General features: G+C 55.9%; 17 protein-coding genes, 1 pseudogene and 1 riboswitch. Of the genes and pseudogenes, 6 read left to right on the top strand and 12 right to left on the bottom strand.

The features are described from left to right. A pseudogene (locus tag G494_RS27395) lies at nucleotides 1-180 on the bottom strand (IS21 family transposase); the annotation flags it as partial. 150 nt (nucleotides 181-330) lie between these two features. Here G494_RS27395 and G494_RS0111110 point away from each other — a divergent pair. Continuing rightward, on the top strand, nucleotides 331-597 hold the full coding sequence (locus tag G494_RS0111110) for an amidohydrolase family protein (protein ID WP_028584604.1): 267 nt from the start codon (nucleotides 331-333) through the stop codon (nucleotides 595-597). Nucleotides 598-776: 179 nt separating this feature from the next. Here G494_RS0111110 and G494_RS0111105 read toward each other — a convergent pair whose 3' ends face one another. From G494_RS0111105 to G494_RS0111075, 7 genes are all read right to left on the bottom strand, one after another. Next, nucleotides 777-1217 (bottom strand): NUDIX domain-containing protein, encoded by a 441-nt coding sequence (locus G494_RS0111105; RefSeq protein WP_035246214.1) that lies wholly within the window; start codon nucleotides 1215-1217, stop codon nucleotides 777-779. Nucleotides 1218-1298: 81 nt separating this feature from the next. Further along, nucleotides 1299-1730 (bottom strand): hypothetical protein, encoded by a 432-nt coding sequence (locus G494_RS0111100; RefSeq protein WP_028584602.1) that lies wholly within the window; start codon nucleotides 1728-1730, stop codon nucleotides 1299-1301. A 162-nt stretch (nucleotides 1731-1892) separates the two neighbouring features. After that, the gene (locus G494_RS0111095) at nucleotides 1893-2396 is read right to left on the bottom strand and encodes a hypothetical protein (protein WP_028584601.1); all 504 of its coding nucleotides are present in this window, start codon (nucleotides 2394-2396) and stop codon (nucleotides 1893-1895) included. 575 nt (nucleotides 2397-2971) lie between these two features. After that, on the bottom strand, nucleotides 2972-3229 hold the full coding sequence (locus tag G494_RS0111090; protein WP_153305840.1) for a hypothetical protein: 258 nt from the start codon (nucleotides 3227-3229) through the stop codon (nucleotides 2972-2974). A 70-nt stretch (nucleotides 3230-3299) separates the two neighbouring features. Next, nucleotides 3300-4721: a transferase gene (locus tag G494_RS0111085; RefSeq protein ID WP_028584599.1), complete on the bottom strand. Its 1422-nt coding sequence runs from the start codon at nucleotides 4719-4721 to the stop codon at nucleotides 3300-3302. 93 nt (nucleotides 4722-4814) lie between these two features. Continuing rightward, complete coding sequence (locus G494_RS0111080; protein ID WP_028584598.1) at nucleotides 4815-5378, bottom strand: CBS domain-containing protein; 564 nt, start codon at nucleotides 5376-5378, stop codon at nucleotides 4815-4817. A 167-nt stretch (nucleotides 5379-5545) separates the two neighbouring features. Next, entirely contained in the window at nucleotides 5546-5848 is a 303-nt protein-coding gene (locus tag G494_RS0111075) for a hypothetical protein (protein WP_028584597.1), read from the bottom strand. Nucleotides 5849-6258: 410 nt separating this feature from the next. Further along, nucleotides 6259-6441, top strand: a riboswitch (cobalamin riboswitch). A gap of 151 nt (nucleotides 6442-6592) precedes the next feature. Here G494_RS0111075 and G494_RS0111070 point away from each other — a divergent pair. Both G494_RS0111070 and G494_RS0111065 read left to right on the top strand, forming a co-directional pair. Next, nucleotides 6593-7585 carry a sirohydrochlorin cobaltochelatase gene (locus G494_RS0111070; RefSeq protein WP_028584596.1) on the top strand — a complete coding sequence of 331 codons (993 nt, stop codon included), beginning with the start codon at nucleotides 6593-6595 and terminating at the stop codon, nucleotides 7583-7585. 338 nt (nucleotides 7586-7923) lie between these two features. After that, nucleotides 7924-8121, top strand: coding sequence for a hypothetical protein (locus G494_RS0111065; RefSeq protein WP_028584595.1), 198 nt, complete (start codon nucleotides 7924-7926; stop codon nucleotides 8119-8121). A gap of 97 nt (nucleotides 8122-8218) precedes the next feature. Here G494_RS0111065 and G494_RS0111060 read toward each other — a convergent pair whose 3' ends face one another. Beyond that, nucleotides 8219-9301, bottom strand: a complete 1083-nt coding sequence (locus G494_RS0111060) for a phosphotransferase enzyme family protein (protein WP_028584594.1) — start codon at nucleotides 9299-9301, stop codon at nucleotides 8219-8221. Continuing rightward, nucleotides 9298-9669, bottom strand: a complete 372-nt coding sequence (locus G494_RS0111055; RefSeq protein ID WP_028584593.1) for a nucleotide pyrophosphohydrolase — start codon at nucleotides 9667-9669, stop codon at nucleotides 9298-9300. Before G494_RS0111055 ends, G494_RS0111060 begins: the two co-directional genes overlap by 4 nt. A 232-nt stretch (nucleotides 9670-9901) precedes the next feature. Between G494_RS0111055 and G494_RS22995 the strand changes: the two genes are divergently transcribed. From G494_RS22995 to G494_RS0111040, 3 genes are read left to right on the top strand one after another with little or no spacing between them, the layout of a single operon-like run. Then, a complete protein-coding gene (locus G494_RS22995) occupies nucleotides 9902-10474 on the top strand; it encodes a hydrogenase maturation protease (RefSeq protein ID WP_084456689.1) in 573 nt (190 codons plus the stop codon). Next, complete coding sequence (locus G494_RS0111045; RefSeq protein ID WP_232362534.1) at nucleotides 10452-11390, top strand: NADH-quinone oxidoreductase subunit B family protein; 939 nt, start codon at nucleotides 10452-10454, stop codon at nucleotides 11388-11390. The genes G494_RS22995 and G494_RS0111045 overlap by 23 nt, the downstream gene beginning before the upstream one ends. 42 nt (nucleotides 11391-11432) lie before the next feature. After that, complete coding sequence (locus tag G494_RS0111040; RefSeq protein ID WP_028584591.1) at nucleotides 11433-12782, top strand: Ni/Fe hydrogenase subunit alpha; 1350 nt, start codon at nucleotides 11433-11435, stop codon at nucleotides 12780-12782. Between the two features lie 131 nt (nucleotides 12783-12913). On the opposite strand, the gene G494_RS0111035 is transcribed toward G494_RS0111040, so the two are convergent. After that, entirely contained in the window at nucleotides 12914-13858 is a 945-nt protein-coding gene (locus tag G494_RS0111035) for a 2-hydroxyacid dehydrogenase (RefSeq protein ID WP_028584590.1), read from the bottom strand. 132 nt (nucleotides 13859-13990) lie between these two features. After that, complete coding sequence (locus G494_RS22990) at nucleotides 13991-15793, bottom strand: chorismate-binding protein (RefSeq protein WP_161629973.1); 1803 nt, start codon at nucleotides 15791-15793, stop codon at nucleotides 13991-13993. Nucleotides 15794-15889 lie beyond the last annotated feature (96 nt).

The raw sequence follows: 15889 nt of genomic DNA, 5'->3' as shown, positions 1-15889 counted from the left end.
CTGCTCAAGATAGGGGCCCAGTCGAGGGAACGGCTGCGCCTTGCGCTCTGCATACCCCCAAGCCTCGCCCCTTATTGCTTTTTTGATGGTATTTCGACTATGACCGGTCATGCGTGACAGCTCGCTGATATTCTTACCGTATTGCCGATAGGCCGTGCGGATGAGTTCATATTGATCCACTGTTAACAACTCCTCCCCCCCCCTCTTTTATGATTTTTTGAAAACCATAATAGTCGAGGGGCTGTTCAAGGTGGTCAATTTTCGGTTAGCACGACACCCCTTTTTTGATCATTTTTAGGTTAGCACAACTACTGTGCCGGTCTGGCAGGTGTGCTCCATGGAGAATCTCTGGCCGGAGAGGTCCGGCTCCTGATCAGGGGAGGCTGTTCCCTGGGTGAGGCGATCCAGGCGGCCACCGACCATGGCGCCGCCCTGCTGGGCTGTGAACAGGAGCTGGGGCGGATGGAGATCGGCAAACCGGCCCACTTCCTGGTGGCCCGCGGCACCCCGGCCCAACTGCCCAGGAAACTCAGCTACCTGGAGGGGATCTATCTCCACGGCAGGCCCTGCAGCTCGGCGCTCTATCAGAAGGTCTGAGCCCCCTCTTGAGAGGGGGGGCCACTTTAGGCCACCTTGAAAAAATGCTTTTTCTTCCAATCCCGGCCTTGCGTTCAAAATTTTATCCTCGGAATATCGGGTATATGCCTACAGTAAAATTTATCGCGCGCCTTGACCTTGATCGAAAAATCTAATTTTTCAAGGCACCCTACAGGGTTTCACTTTTGTTCGAGGGTGGAACCCCAAAATGCTTGGTTATTTGTGGCTGCGTCATTCACCATCTCAATCATTGGAGAAGGCAGCAAATTATGTGAAGCTAATGAAGCTTTAGGAACCCAAAGAAATTCTAAGTGAGGCTCTTTCGATTCTAGGCTCAATTTATTGTCAAAATCGGGAATGATGGCTTTAAAAACCAGATTAATTTCTGCATGTCGATCCGTTTCATTTCCCCACTGGTGTTCAACGGCTCCACAAAACCCAATGATATCGATGGAAATACCAAGCTCCTCGATGAGTTCTCGTCGAAGTGCGCTCTTTGCCGATTCACCAAACTCTATATGCCCTCCTGGGAGGAAGGTATTACTCGCACCAATTTCACGCACCAGTAGTATGTTATTTGCACTGGGAATAATTGCCCGCACAAGATAATGAAAATTCATAGTTATTCCTTGAGAAATTTCCAGCCTGAAGGTTGTCATTTCTATGTTCAGCTTGGGCTATACGGTTGCAAAGAAAATCGTCTATAGGGAATCTGGTTGCAAAACTTCAATAAACCATTTTGGTTTCATGTTGCTAAAATCAACCCGATGGTTGTTTTCCAGATATGATGCAGAATCTTTCACTACTGCCATGCCATTCGACCTTTGAAAAACAACCCAATGCCAGAAGGGTCTCCCTTTAACTTCTTGATACTTTATTGCCAATAACGCCATATCAGGCAGTTCATCCCATGAAACGAAAGGTTTCTCATCACCAGAAACAGAGATGTCATATTCTTGTAATAGCTTTCTGACGTAGTTGGTATCTGAAAACAAACTTTGATCTTCAGCAAATATTCCCACTGAATTTGCTAAGTTCTTTACTTCGGAATAGGACTTCCCTACAACATTGGCCACAGAAGCAATTCCGCAACCGGTCGTTTCTTCTTGAATGATGGTTTTATTAAAAGACATTCTCTTGCCTTAACCCTTTCTTGTGGAGTGAATAGAACGAATCTGGAATATCGTGAATCAAATGACCCTGGCCCTGCGTCGAGGACCTTGCATTCCACGACAGACAGGCCGTTTATGACTACAAATCGCTACAAAGCGGTCTCATGGGCGCCCCCTTACATTTTAACTTTTGAAAACTATCTCTGAGGCCCAGTGCTCTACGTTAAAGATTTCTTTTGCAATAAAATTCATTAAACAGTGTCCAGATTCGATGAATTCTTCAGTTCTTGTTTGTGTGAAAGCTGAAGATATATGGGCTTTATTGCCATGAGCAATATTGTTTCTAAGTTGTGCAAACCCTCTTGACAGCAAAATTTCCCATGAATCTATCGCTTTATCATCACTATCCCATTTGAGCTGGCCACTTTCTGATTTCACAAGATACTGTGGTGCTGTGTTTTTAAAAATTTCGAGATTATATTCTTTGAAATTGAAGTCGACGAATTTGAATTTTTTTTCTAGTAATCTTGCGAGTTTTCCCCAATTGACTCCTGTTATTTTCTTTAATCCAGAAGATTCTTCATTAATTTTTCCAAGTTCTATATTGCTGTTTATGAGAAAGAATTCAAATCTGGCTACTTTCATCATAAACTCTGAAATCTTCTCTTTGATGGCCAATTTACTCACCTATCTTATCTTCTTTCTAGAACATCCAGCTTCAAAATTGCCACAGAGATGTAGTAGCTTATGAATTTTCTGTTGTTTCGACTCATCGGTTCCGGCGAATCAATTGATCCCGACGCCCTAATTTTGATTCACCCCCTCCGGAGCGATCCGACTGGGCTATTCTGGTTCAGTCGTCACTGGGCCCATGATCATCAAGTTCTCCAAGAGAGTCATCTGTTGCCGTCGTATCAGAATCAAAGCTTCCCTGGGATCAGTGTTTTTGTCTGTTTTTCTCATGAGGTATCTGTGTGTTAGGTGAGCAGGGCTAGGTGTGGCTGAGGGTTGGTGGTAATCACTGTTAGAGATGCTTTCATCTGGAACCGGGGTACTGGAACCGCCGGAACCAGGTGAGGTCTGTAGTTTGTAGAGGGAGCAGGGGGCCTTGCCTGTATCAGCTGTTCCCTCGCGGTTGTTTCCGAATCAGTGGCAAAGCCGCCCATGGTCGAGGGGTCCAGCAGACTTGGTCAGGAAAAGGTGCCACGCCCTCTGTTTTGCGCTCTTTCCTTGAAAAGGTAACTATCCGAAAACCTGCCTTGTCATTGAACCATGTTGCTGGAATGCTCAAATGAGAAAACATACCATCTGTCTGATGTGCTGTAGTCCGTTGAAAGGAACTGAAGGTCAAGGTTGATGCTGTCGGGAAATTTATTTTGCATAAATTTAATATAGTTTATTGCATCAGCTTCGTATTTAAACGGTCCCATTTCAACGTCAGGATACATACCGTTATGTTTTTGAAGTAAATATTCTTTGGCGGCTTGAAGATCCTGGGTCATCCCTACATATATTGTCATGATGATGAGTCGTACGGTTGGTGAAGAGACATGTGGCCTGACAATCGCTACAGACGGGGCATGTTCATTTTTAGAGTTCTATGGTGATGTTCGGGTACAACCCTTTCATCGAACCAAATTGAAACGGTTGTATGGTGTTGAGTGACAGGTTTTGATTCCTTTGGGCGTGACCGGTATTGTTCTCTCCGTTAAAAAATGCACCATTGGCATCAAGGATATGGTCAATACGATCCTTGAATGCCTTGACAAACAGGTAGCCGTTGCCTTCAAAGTGCAGGTTGCCTCTGTTGAAGGCAGTTTTGTGAGCCTTCAATGCATCAAAGGAGATGCTGTTCTGTTCAAGTTCAGCATCGTTTCTGATTAATCCCCAGACAAGATGATCTTTTGGGATATGCAGTGGTGCATCAATGTCAATAATGGTATGTGGCATTACGATGCAGCCTTTTCCGATATGTAGTCTCGCCCCTTTTTTTCCGTATAAAAAACTGTTGAATCCGACAAAGACATCGCTTTCAAGGTCTGATTCAATTATTTTGGCGCCATGCGCAGTTACATTGAAGCCATCGAGCTTGGAGTGGATAATGTAACAGTTTTCCTGCGCATTGGAGCCTTTGCCGATATGAGAGTTTTCCAGATAAGCCCTTTGGGAAATGAGGACATTGTCTGCAATGGTTGTGTTCGGCAGGACAACAGCATATCGATCAAGGGAAGCAGTTTTGGGCACAGATTCAATCGTCTCGATATTGACAGCATCGAAAAGGCGCTGGAAAGCCTCTTCGTGTTCCTCTATGAAGTCAAAGATTATGCCATGGGGGCGGTCACCAGCTACCACGCTTGCATATTTCTTGAGCAGATCAGGATCGTGTTGGTAGTAAAAGTTAAACTGGTCCTGGGCGTGTACCCATATCGTTCCCGGATCAATTTTCATGTGACTGATTTCACCGGCCTGGATATAGGAGTACGTTCCAATGACAGAGTCGTGGATAGTGGTTAAATCAACGGTCGCAAAGGGGCCTAAAAAGGCGCCATCGGTTGGGGCGCCATGGATATTGGCATAGTCCATGGCAAGTGTATCTTTGATAAAAAACACCTCAGGTGTTTCCGGGTCATGTGAAAAATTATGGACCAGGGTTTTGGCCAGGGCAGAGTCTCTGATGTCGATCAACTCGTCATCGTTAAGGTCTATTGTGAAACCCTGATATTGAAAAGAAGCTCCCTCCCTCTTCAGCTCATCTCCCCGAATATCACTTTTGTACAGCAATGAGTTTGAAACCCGGCATTTTCCCAGAAAATAGCTGCCGGCCAATCCGGAATTTTTGAAGACCAGGTTCAAGGGATGATCCGTTGTTATCCCGTAAAAGGCATAAAACTTATTCATTTGCTCTGGCTGAATAATGCCGGTGGAATATGGTTCAGCGTCAAAGTCGAGTTCACGGAGGTTGATATTGACCCGTTGGATGATTCTTTCGTATAATTTTTGGAGTTCGTTCATCTCTCTATCCTCTAGCGTAGAAATATAATGTACCCAGGATGAATATATCAATTAAAGGAGCTCTCGATGTCGGCAACCAGCAGAAGGTAGGTGTCAGAGCGCCCCTTTTCTATTGCGCATCTTATGAAAAACAGAGGCAAAGACGTCTCCTATTTTCAAAATCCCTACTATCTCTTCTTCCTTTGTAACAAGGAGAGAGAGGTGCGGTCCTGCTACCAGTTTATGGATTGCCATGTCCAGTGAACTCTCTTCCGATACGAATTCACCCGACGTGGGTCGCTGCATGAATTCTTCTACTTTCTTATTTGCCGTTGTCCGAAAAGACTCTTCATCCAGAATCGGACCTTCCAGTCTGTACTGTTCACATTTATCTGCTATATACTGATCGCTGAATTTGAAACGACTCAGTTTTTCCACATCACAACCAAGATCATATCTGGTTTCAATAGCTTTCAATATCCGAAGTTGGCCGATTTTCCCGATAACAGTATGGTTTTCATCCAGAACAAGAATTGCTCTATGCTCGTATTTACTCGAGGAGTAGGCTTCCTGGGCTGCCTCCAGGGCTAAGACAGCATCGATCAAAGAGGTGCCGACAGTGACTGTGGCATATTCAGAAATCGGAACCATGAGATCTTTGACACATATCTTCTCCATACATATTCCTTTTGGCTAAAATTACTTTTATATTAAAGACATAGATGGATCGATCAGTAGGGGGCGAGCCAGGTTCTTTGCGCAGAATCGGTATCCTGCGGTAGCCATAGCTTCCTTCAGCAAGCTCCTGCTATCTCCCCTGTTTCTCTGCGATTGATAGCCAGGGATTACTTCTCAATCCATTTCGGAAGACCTTCGCTGACCGTGCATTCAAGACTTTTCATCAGGATTGAGTCTTCTATTTCCCCGTCTTTTATGGTTATTACATCAACTGCTATTCTACCTTTGTCGATTTTGAGTCTGTCCAACAGGCCCTGTTTGTGCTGGTGCAGATCATAGCCAAGGGCAGCCTCTTTGGCCTCTTTCTGTGACTGGTAGACATATTCCTCATTACTGACCGGTTCAAAGTCTACTTCATTGGCACTGAGATATATCATGTAAGAAATGTCGACCAGGTAAGCGACGTCCATAATCTTCTCCTAAAATCCTGTTCGTGATCTGAATTTGACCCCTTAATCTAACTCAAGGCCACCTTGCGTTTAAATGTTTATGCACGGAATATCAGCTATGTGGCTGCGGCAAGGTGTGTCTCGCTCCTTGAGCTTGATCGAAAAACCGAACATTTCAAGGGGACCATAATTCTTAAATTAACACTTGTAGCGTAAGTCCAGTGAGTTGTACATAACGCTGTCGCTCCATTTATTCAAGGCTCCCTTGAAATATTGATGACCCAGGGCCCGTTTTTCAGTTTCGGCCAGCGGTGCTGGTGATCCCAGCCAGGGCACATCTGCTTCAAGATCAGTACCGACAGACACCGTTTTCTTCTGTGGTGAGCTCTGCTTATATGTAATTTTCTTGACAAATTAAATTTCTATCCGGTAGGGTGAGACCACTTTCAGGTTCCAGAGATGGAACAATAGGGAACTCCGTGTAACTCGGAGACGGGCCCGCCGCTGTGACCGGGGACGAACACTGCACTCAGCCACTGATCTTGAGGATTGGGAAGGCGCAGTAACTAGAACGATCCGGAAGTCAGAAGACCTGCCTGAAAGAGAGACCGTCTTCCCCTGGACAGGGAGGGTGGAACGAGACGCGGATAGAACAGGGCATCCCCGAATCATTGGTATCATGGTTCGGGGTTTTTTTTTGCCCGGACCAGGTGGACAGTAACCGCAGTTCAAGTGAAAAGAGCAAACAGTAGAGGAGAGAACGCAATGAAGAGAGGAGTGACAACATTGATTGTGAGCCTGGTCCTGGCCATCAGCCTTGGCCTGGGTTCGGCCCTGGCCTCCGGGGGGATGAGTCCCGCCAAACAGGGCAAGACCGCCATCGTCCTGGCCAGCTTCGGCACCACCGTCCCCAGTGCGGTCAAGGCCATCACCAACATCAGCGATAAGGTCAGGGCTGCCTATCCCGACACCGAGGTCCGGCTTACCTTTACCTCCAACATCATCCGTTCGGTCTGGAAAAAGCGCCAGGCAGAACCCCAGAAGTGGCTGGACCAGGGCATTCCCAAAGAGGTGCTCTATGTTGAGAACATCATCGCCACCATCGGTGATCTGCGCGAAGACGGCTACTCCGATATCATCGTCCAACCCACCCACATGTTTTTCATGGAGCAGTCCCATGACCTGATGCAGTACATCAACGGCCTGGCCTCCATCCGCACCATGAAGGACAAGTGGCGTCCCTTTAACAGTATCGTCATGGGTCGGCCTGCCCTGGGCATGCCCGGCGATCGTTATGAGTACCATCATGACGTGGATGCGGCCGTTGCCACCCTGGCCGGCGATGCCGAAGCCGCCCGCAAGGCCGGCGCTACCCTGGTCTACATGGGCCATGGCAACGAACACTGGTCCACCGGGATCTATGCCGAGGTGCAGAAGAAGATGCGGGCCGCCTACCCGGAGGTCACCACCTACTTCGGCGTGGTCGAGGGGATGCCGGCGCTGGATGACTTCATGGGTCACCTCAAGCATGCCAAGAGTGAAAAGATCCTGCTCAAGCCCTTCATGATCGTGGCCGGCGACCATGCCACCAACGACATGGCCGGCCCAGAGGACGACTCCTGGAAATCCAGCCTCACCAAGGAAGGCTATCAGGTCGAGACGGTCCTGGAAGGCCTGGGCTCCAACGATGCCTTTGCCCAGCTCTTTGTGGACCACATCAGGGATGCGGCCAAGGACCACGGCCTGGTGCTCAAGTAAGCGGCCAGCCTCCTTAAGGCTAGCTTGAATAGTGGCTTTTTCTTCCATTCTCTGCGTTGTGCTCTAAAAATTATCCTCGGAATATCGATTATATGTCTGTGGTAATTTTTCTCGCATGCCTTGATCTTGATCGAAAAATCTCATTATTAAAGACACCCTTTAAGAGGAGAGAGGGCTCATCAACGCTGAACACAAGTCAAGGGGTCAGGCTGTAACCAAGCTGTGACCCCTTGATTTTTCAACAGTTGTTCCTAAGGTGCTAAGAAGGTTGAAATCGGCTCGCTGCCGCTGCCGCAGCCGGGCATCAGTTCTAACCCATTTGCAGAGAGGAATCCCCTATGTTACCCAGTGATAAGATTGACAAGGCCTTCAAGGCCATCGTGGAAGAGGCGGAAAAACTGACGAAAAAGGATCTGCCCAATAAGGTTCAGAAACGGTTGAACAAGATCATCTCCATTGCCAAGCATCAGAGCGATGTTCGCGGCCTCAAGGGGGGATGTTGTCACCCCGGCCATGGCGAGAAGAGCTGCAAATAAGCCTCCCCTCCCCGGAGATGGGTACCGCCGGACTGGCGGTCTGCTCCATCTTCGGGTTTCCCCTGTCCCCCCCCTCTTTCCCCTCCTGCCCCTCTGACTAGAAAGGGCTCAAGCTTTCGAGTTCTGGTTCCTGACGTGCGGCTGCGTCGGCCAGATGGAACTGGATCAGGGCCCGCTCCAGGTTCTGCCCCCGGCTGCTGGTCTTGAAGTAGCGATCACCCTGGAGATGGTCGCTGAAGAAGCGCAGTCCCAGCTCAAAGCAGATCAGGCGGACCGCCTGGGGCAGCAGCTGGAGGTCTGTTGCCGTGAGCAACCTGCGACCAACCCTGGAGTAGCCCCGGAGCACCGCCGCATAGATATCGCCCGCAAAGCGGGTCTTCTCGGGTTGCTGGTGGTTTTCTCCCAGGGGGTTGCAGCAGGAGCGGAGGCAATCCCCCAGGTCATGGAGCAGCAGGCCCGGACGCACCGTGTCCAGGTCAATCAGGCTGATCACCCGCCGTTGGTCCGGGCTGAAGAGGAAGTTGGAGACCTTGGGGTCGCCATGGGTCAGGCCCCGGGAGAGCTGGGGCTGCTGTTGCTGAAACAGGGGCACCAGCCCCCGCTGCTCGGCGATGAAGCGGTGGCACAGGCTTTCCCCTTGATCCCTGTTTTCTGCTGCCGGGGCTCCTGCTGCCATGAGCCGGTCATAGGCCTGGAGGTAGCCGGCGGTATCGTGGAAGCCGGGCAGGGGATCGCTGAGGAGCTGCTGATCCATGTCGGCCAGCAGGAGGTGAAAACGGCCGAGCATGGCCCCGATACCCTCAGCCTGTTCCGGGGTCCGGAGGCCTTCCAGGGTGGTGGAGGGGTGGATAGCGCTGAGCAGGCGCCAGCAGTGGCCCTCTTCGTCCAGGAGGAAATCTGTGCCCCCGGGACTGCTCCGGAGCTGGAAGAAGCTCACCCCTGCAGCCAGCAGCTGCTCCCGGCTGGGTTCGAGATGGGCCAGGACCGCGCGCAGGTTGGCCATGACCGCCAGGGGATCGCTAAACACCGCCGCCGACAGGCGCTGGAGGACCAGCTGCCTGCCCGAGCAGAGCCGGACCAGCCAGGTATCGTTGATCTTGCCCCTGCCCAGGGGGGCGATCCGGGCGATGTCCCGGTTGGGCAGGAAAAAATCCAGGGCCCTTGTCGTGGCGGCCTTCATGGTTTGGCTCCGTCCTGGCCGCCTTTTTCCTGTTCTCCCTGCTTAAGGGGTGGGAAGCGCTCTTGGTTGATGGCCATCTTCTCGGCTGCGGCCTGGAGCAGGTCTATGCCCAGGCGGTCGGCCAGGCGGGTGAGGTAGATAAGCACATCGGCCATTTCATGGGCCACCTCCTGCTGCTGGTCGGCAGAGAGTCGGCAGCTCTCTTCCTGGCGCAGCCACTGGAAGTGTTCCAGCAGTTCCGCAGCCTCAACGATCAGGGCCGAGGCCAGGTTCTTGGGCGAATGGAAGGGTTGCCACTCGCGCTGGTCGGCGAAGCGGCGAAGATCCTCGGCCAGGGCCTGGAGATCGCTATAGGGAGGGGTGGTCATGGTGGTGCTCCACAGAGGTCCGGGGTCGATATGCAGGGGTGAATCTACCCTTTTTCCGCTCGGCAACACAGGGAAATCTGCAGCCAGGGGTCATCCTCTTCCAGGTGTCCCGTCTGCCGCCTGCGGAAAACAGGATGAGGAAAGCCGGCTGCTGGTGTACATTGGGGATTCAGAGATGGCGGCAGACGGCGGACCGCCGGGAACGAAGAGAACAACAGGGGTGAAGAGGGACATGGAGCAGAAGCATCAGCAGAGCGCGGCAGAACGAGCCGTACCGACCAGGGTGAAGACCGTGATCTTTGGCTGCGGCAACATCTTCTGCGGTGATGACGGCTTTGGGCCTGCGGTGATCGCGGCCCTGGAGCCGCGGCTTTGCTCCTATCCCTGGCTCCAGTGTGTGGATGCGGGCACCTCGATCCGGGAGTATCTCTTTGACTATCTCCTGGCCGAAGAGCTCCGGCCCGAGCAGCTGATCATCGTCGACTCGGTGGACCAGGAGGATCGCCGGCCCGGCGAGGTCTTTGTTCTCGACCCCGGAGAGATTCCCGGCAACAAGCTCCATGATTTTTCCCTGCACCAGTTCCCCACGGTCAACATGCTCCACGAGCTCCAGCGCTACACCCGGGTCCGGGTGGCCATCGTGGTTGCCCAGGTGGGTGAGCCGGTGGTGGAGTTGAAGGAGGGACTGTCGCCGGCCATGGAGGCCGCCATCGCGCCGGCCTGTACCCTGGTGGCGACCTTGACCGGGGTGCAGGGGCCCCAAGATCTGAGCCGAGGAGGAGATGATGCCCCTACGACTGGTTGAGGAGTGGCTCCACTCCTGTTCCGGCTGTGAGATAGCCCTGCTCAACATGGGTGAGGGCCTGCTGGAGCTGCTGCCCGGGCTGGAGATCGTCCACATGCCCATCCTGATGGACCATAAGTATGTTTCCAGCCAGGGGGAGGATGGGGCAGAGCCGCAGCTCTCCCTGCCCAGGGCCGAGGTGGGCCTGGTCTCCGGCGGCTGCGCCAACGAGGAACATCGCGAGCTCCTGGAAGAGATCCGGGCCAAGTGCGATTTTCTGGTGGCCATGGGCACCTGCGCCACCCATGGCGGCATCCCGGCCCTGACCAACACCAGGGGCCTGGAGCAGACCTATGCCGAGGTCTTTGCAGCCGCCGATCATGGGCAGGCTGCGGTTCCTGACCAGGGGGTCCCCCGGCCCCTGGATCGGGTCTATGCCGTGGACGAGCTGGTCCGGGTGGACCTGCTGGTTCCCGGCTGTCCACCCAACCCTGTCCACCTCAAGGAGGTGCTCACCGCCCTGGTGGAGGGGCGAGCGCCGCAGTTGCCCACCAAGAGTGTCTGCGACACCTGTCCGGCCATCCGCAGGGGAACGATCGAAAAAAAAGAGGTCCAGCGCTTCACCGTCAATGCGGACTACGATCCGGCCCAGGAGCTCTCGGCAATGCGTTGTCTCCTGGAGCAGGGGCTGATGTGCATGGGCCCGGTGACCGCCGCAGGCTGTGCCCGCCGGGGCGCGCCCAGCTGTATCCAGGCCCGGGTCCCCTGTCGGGGCTGTTACGGGCCGGTGCGCAATCAGGGCAACCAGATGATGGACATGATGAACGCCCTGGTCAGCGGCGGGGTGGATATGAAGACCATTGTCGATCGCCAGGGTCTGCTCCGTTTTTCCGGGGCGCATAACCGATTACGCAAGAGAGCCAGGAGGAGAGGCTGATGGTGCTGGACAGAGAGCAGAGAGAGAGGCGGGGAACAGACCATGGCTAAGGTGATCACCATCAAGCCGGTCACCCGGATCGAAGGCCATGCCTCCATCGCCATCGAGCTGGACGAGGAGGGCAATGTGGCCGATGCCAGGATGCAGATCCTCTCCCTCAGAGGCTTTGAGCAGCTGGTGCAGGGCAGACCGGCCGAGGAACTGCCGCGTATCGTCAACCGGATCTGCGGGATCTGCCCCTGGATGCACCATCTGGCCGCGGTCAAGGCCGTGGATGGCTGCTTCGGGGTGAGCCCCACGCCCACGGGTCATCTCCTCCGTGAGCTCTGCCATGCCCTGGCCTTTATCAACGACAAGATCCTCCATTTCTTTTTCCTGGCAGCCCCGGACTTTATTCTGGGCCCGGAGAGCGACTACTCGGTGCGCAACATCATGGGGATTGCCAAGGCAGATCCCGAGCTTGCCCGCAGGGTGGTGCAGATGCGCCAGTTGGGCCAGATGCTGCTGGACCGCTTTGCCGGTAAGGCCATCCATCCGGTGGCCGGGGTCAGCGGCGGCTTTGCCAAGCCCATGACCCGGGAGGAGCGGGAGGATCTGCTCGGCGGCTGTCAGACCCTGTTGGATTTTGCCGGCTTTGCCCTGGACTACGGCAAGGAGCAGGTCTTTGGCCGCTACCAGGAGGAGATCCAGGAGTTGGGGGTGATCACCACCGGCTTCCTGGGCAGCGTGGATGACCAGGGCGGGCTGGCGGTTTATGACGGCAGACTCCGCCTGATGGATCCCGAGGGCGGGATCACCGATTTCAGCGCCGGAGAGTACCGCGACCATATCAACGAGGCCGTGCTGCCCTGGTCCTATGCCAAGGCGCCCTATGCCGCTTCCTGGGGCCAGGGGTTTTCCCTGGATCTGGACCAGCCCCAGGGGATCTACCGGGCCAACACCCTGGCCAGGCTTAACGTCTGTGACTTCATCCCCACTCCCAGGGCCCAGGCCGCCCTGGAGGAGTATCGGGCCAGCTTTGGCCCCAGGCCCCAGTATACCCTGCTCTACCACTATGCCCGGCTGATCGAGCTGGTCTATGCCTGTGAGCGCTCCCTGGAGCTGCTGGCCGATGAGGCCATCCTGGATCCCCGGGTCCGGGCCGAGGTGATCCCGGGCAAGGGGCAGGGCGTGGGCTGTGTGGAGGCCCCCCGGGGGACCCTGATCCACGACTATGCAACCGATGAGCAGGGCTGTATCGTCCGGGCCAACATGATCGTGGGCACCACCCACAACATCGCTCCCATGAACATGAGCGTCAGACAGGCGGCCTCCTCCCTGATCCGTGGGGGCGTCTACGACGAGAGTCTGCTCAACCGGGTGGAGATGGCGGTGCGCGCCTATGACCCCTGAATTTCCTGCGCCACGCACCACCTGGATGGTGGTGTCCCAGTTTCCGTCAAACTTTTTGACGCCCAGGGCCGACTGCTGGAGGAACTCTCCAACCAGGCTTGAGCCCGCACCGCTGCCTTGGCCCCCCCTGCTTAGTTCACCACCCGCAGTGGCGCCTGGCGGACAAAGCCCTCAATATTCTCCACGGTCTGGGCCACGATCCTGGCCCGGGCCTGGTAGCTGCCCCAGGCACAGTGGGGGGTGACGATCAGGTTGGGGATATCCGCTGCCAACAGCGGGTTGTCGTCGCCGGGAGGCTCTGTGGTCAGCACATCGCTGGCTGCACCGGCAATGGTCCCCCTTCGCAGGGCATCGGCCAGGGCCTGCTCCTCGACAATCCCGCCCCGGGCGGCGTTGATCAAAAAACTGCTGGGCCGCATCAGCTCCAGGGCCCGGGCATCGATCAGGTTGCGGGTCTGTTCGCTGAGGGGGCAGTGGAGGGTGAGGATGTCCACCTGGGGCAGGAGCTCCTCCAGGGGGATGCGCCCCTCCTGGCGCACTCCGGGCCGTTCTCCCAAAAGGACCTCCATCTCAAAGGCTTCGGCCATCCTGGCCACCCCCCTGCCCAGGGTGCCGTAGCCCATGATCCCCAGGGTGCGTCCCTTGAGTTCGACGATGGGGAAATCCAGCAGGCAGAACTGGCTGGACTGCTGCCAGCGGCCCTCGGCCACGGCCCGGGTGTAGGGGAGCAGGCTGGTGTGCAGGGCCAGGATCATGGTAAAGACATGCTGGACCACCGAGTCGGTGCCATAGGCCTGGCAGTTGCAGACCGTGATCCCCAGCTCCCTGGCCGCCGCACAGTCGACGTTGTCGGTGCCCGTGGCCACCAGGCAGACCAGCCGCAGCCGGGGCGCCCCCCGGAGGAGCGCAGCCGTGAGCCTGACCTTGTTGACGATCACCACCTCGGCCTCTGCGATCCGCTGGGCCACCTCTTTGCTCGGGGTCTGCTGGTAGACGGCAAGATCTTCAAAACAGCCGGCCAGGGCGGACAGATCCAGATCAGCCAGGCTTTCGGCATCTAAAAACACTCCGTTCATCGTTGTTCTCCTTATTTTCTTTTCTGATTAATCAATTCCTTGTTTCAGCTGTCATCCCTGCGCTTTTGCCGTCATGCCCGCCTGCGCGGGCATGACGGCCCAAAAGAGGTCAAGGCAGGAGGCTCATTTCCTTCACTCTGCCCTGCAAGCGACCCGGTCGCTGCGCTCTCCTTCCTCCGGGCAGTAGCGTGCCCTGTAGATCCCGCGTACCGAGTTGACCAGGTAGAGGGGGTGGCCCTGTTCCAGCAGCTCCCGGGGCAGGACCCGCTCCCGGATCCGGCCCCGGGCCAGGAGGCTGGCCCGGGCCGTACCGGGGAGCAGGCCGCAGCTCAGGGGCGGGGTGTAGAGGGTGTTGTCCATGGAGATCAGCAGGTTGGCAATGGTGGACTCGGTGAGTTCTCCCCGGGCGTTGTAGAGCAGCACATCATCATGGTCCGGGCAGGCCTGCCGGGCCTGCTCGTAGAAGCTGCGCCGGGTGGTCTTGTGGACAAACCAGGGATCAGGAGCCGGGATAGGGGTTGGTGCCAGGGTGACCCTGGCCTGGTGGTCTGCGGCCAGGGGCGCGATCTCCGTTGCGCTGCAACCGATCCGGCCATCGCGGTGGAGCAGCAGCCGCACCCGGGAGCGTTGGCCAAGGGAGGCGGCCAAGCGCTGCAGCTCGGCCCGGATGGCGGCCAGGTCCAGGGGATAGTCGAAGTAGATCGCCGAGCGCTGGAGCCGCTCCAGGTGTTCCGGCAGGAGGCTGTAACCCTGTCCCGGGGTCCAGAGCATGGTCTCCAGCAGGGCAAAGGCAGGGGTGGGCGGCGTGCAGATCCGGGCCTTGGTACGGCACTCGGCAAGTTCTTCTTCGGGATCCGAGTCCCAGACAATGCCGCTGCCCAGCCCATACTCCGCCTCCCGGCGTTCCCGGTCCACCAGCAGGGTGCGGATGGCCACATTGAACTGGGCCCGGCCATCGGGTAGGACAAAACCCATGGTGCCGGTATAGATCCTGCGGGGCTGCGGCTCCAGCTCGGAGATGATCTCCATGGTCCTGGTCTTGGGGGCTCCGGTGATGGATGCCGGAGGAAAGGTGGCCTGGAAGATCTCGGCCAGCGAGCTTCTGCTCTCGGCTTCGACCGTGGAGGTCAGCTGGAAGAGGGTGGGGTAGCGTTCCAGGGCAAAGAGTTCTTTGACCCGGACGCTGCCCGGCCGGGCGATCCGGCCCAGGTCGTTGCGGACCATGTCCACAATCATCACGTTTTCCGCCCGGTTCTTGAGCGAGGCTCTCAGCCCTGCGGCCAGCTCCTGATCCTCGGCAGCATCCCGGCCCCGGGGGGCGGTGCCCTTCATGGGCCGGGAGATCAGCTGCCTGCCCTGCCTGGTAAAGAAGAGCTCGGGCGAGCCGCTGGAGATCAGCCAGTCCCGGCTGGAGATCAAGCCACCGTAAAAGGGGGGCTCCTGCCGGAGCAGGGCCAGGAGGTTGTGCTCATGGGCAGGCGCCAGGGGAGCACGGAGCCGGTAGGTGTAGTTGACCTGATAGCTGTCCCCGCGGCTGATCAGCTCCTTGATCCTGGCGACCCCTGCCAGGTAGGCCTGGTCTTCTATTGAGGGGCTCCAGGAAAAGGGGATGGCACAGCTGGCGCCGGGAGCGCTCATCGCGGCAGGAGGCTCGCAGAGCAGGAACCAGGCCAGGGGAAAGCCTGAAGGGTCCGGCTGGACCGGCAGGGCCGGGTCGCAGGCAGGGGCTGCCTCGTAGCTGAGCCAGCCGGCGGCTGCCCAGCCGTGGCGGGCGGTCAGTTCTTCCAGGCGGCGGAGGAGCGGCACCACCTCTTCCAGCCGCTGGGCGACCAGGATCTTTCGGGGTTGCTGGAAGTGGAGCCAGCCGCCGGCGGCAGCGTCATAGAGGGCGGCCTGATCCGGGGCCAGCAACGAAGAGGTCGGCGAGGGTGTCATATGCTCTGCTGAAAACGGGAAAACAGTAAATCTGGGGCTGGGCCTTTTCATTCTCTCCAGCGATAGCATATAATTGCAGGGAACGCTTGCCCTAAG

It is taken from the genome of Desulfogranum mediterraneum DSM 13871, assembly GCF_000429965.1.
Classification (GTDB): Bacteria; Desulfobacterota; Desulfobulbia; order Desulfobulbales; family Desulfobulbaceae; genus Desulfogranum; species Desulfogranum mediterraneum.
The sequence above is the reverse complement of the archived record's forward strand: the minus strand, read 5'-3'. Positions and strand labels throughout refer to the sequence as shown.

Excerpts from the sequence above, each read along its gene's own strand:
- G494_RS0111035 (WP_028584590.1), bottom strand. The coding sequence starts at position 13,858 with ATGAACGGAGTGTTTTTAGATGCCGAAAGCCTGGCTGATCTGGATCTG.
- G494_RS0111100 (WP_028584602.1), bottom strand. The coding sequence starts at position 1,730 with ATGTCTTTTAATAAAACCATCATTCAAGAAGAAACGACCGGTTGCGGA.
- G494_RS0111065 (WP_028584595.1), top strand. The coding sequence starts at position 7,924 with ATGTTACCCAGTGATAAGATTGACAAGGCCTTCAAGGCCATCGTGGAA.
- G494_RS0111045 (WP_232362534.1), top strand. The coding sequence starts at position 10,452 with ATGATGCCCCTACGACTGGTTGAGGAGTGGCTCCACTCCTGTTCCGGC.
- G494_RS0111085 (WP_028584599.1), bottom strand. The coding sequence starts at position 4,721 with ATGAACGAACTCCAAAAATTATACGAAAGAATCATCCAACGGGTCAAT.
- G494_RS0111075 (WP_028584597.1), bottom strand. The coding sequence starts at position 5,848 with ATGGACGTCGCTTACCTGGTCGACATTTCTTACATGATATATCTCAGT.
- G494_RS0111070 (WP_028584596.1), top strand. The coding sequence starts at position 6,593 with ATGAAGAGAGGAGTGACAACATTGATTGTGAGCCTGGTCCTGGCCATC.
- G494_RS22995 (WP_084456689.1), top strand. The coding sequence starts at position 9,902 with ATGGAGCAGAAGCATCAGCAGAGCGCGGCAGAACGAGCCGTACCGACC.
- G494_RS0111055 (WP_028584593.1), bottom strand. The coding sequence starts at position 9,669 with ATGACCACCCCTCCCTATAGCGATCTCCAGGCCCTGGCCGAGGATCTT.
- G494_RS0111080 (WP_028584598.1), bottom strand. The coding sequence starts at position 5,378 with ATGGAGAAGATATGTGTCAAAGATCTCATGGTTCCGATTTCTGAATAT.
- G494_RS0111040 (WP_028584591.1), top strand. The coding sequence starts at position 11,433 with ATGGCTAAGGTGATCACCATCAAGCCGGTCACCCGGATCGAAGGCCAT.
- G494_RS0111105 (WP_035246214.1), bottom strand. The coding sequence starts at position 1,217 with ATGAATTTTCATTATCTTGTGCGGGCAATTATTCCCAGTGCAAATAAC.
- G494_RS22990 (WP_161629973.1), bottom strand. The coding sequence starts at position 15,793 with ATGACACCCTCGCCGACCTCTTCGTTGCTGGCCCCGGATCAGGCCGCC.
- G494_RS0111060 (WP_028584594.1), bottom strand. The coding sequence starts at position 9,301 with ATGAAGGCCGCCACGACAAGGGCCCTGGATTTTTTCCTGCCCAACCGG.
- G494_RS0111090 (WP_153305840.1), bottom strand. The coding sequence starts at position 3,229 with ATGACAATATATGTAGGGATGACCCAGGATCTTCAAGCCGCCAAAGAA.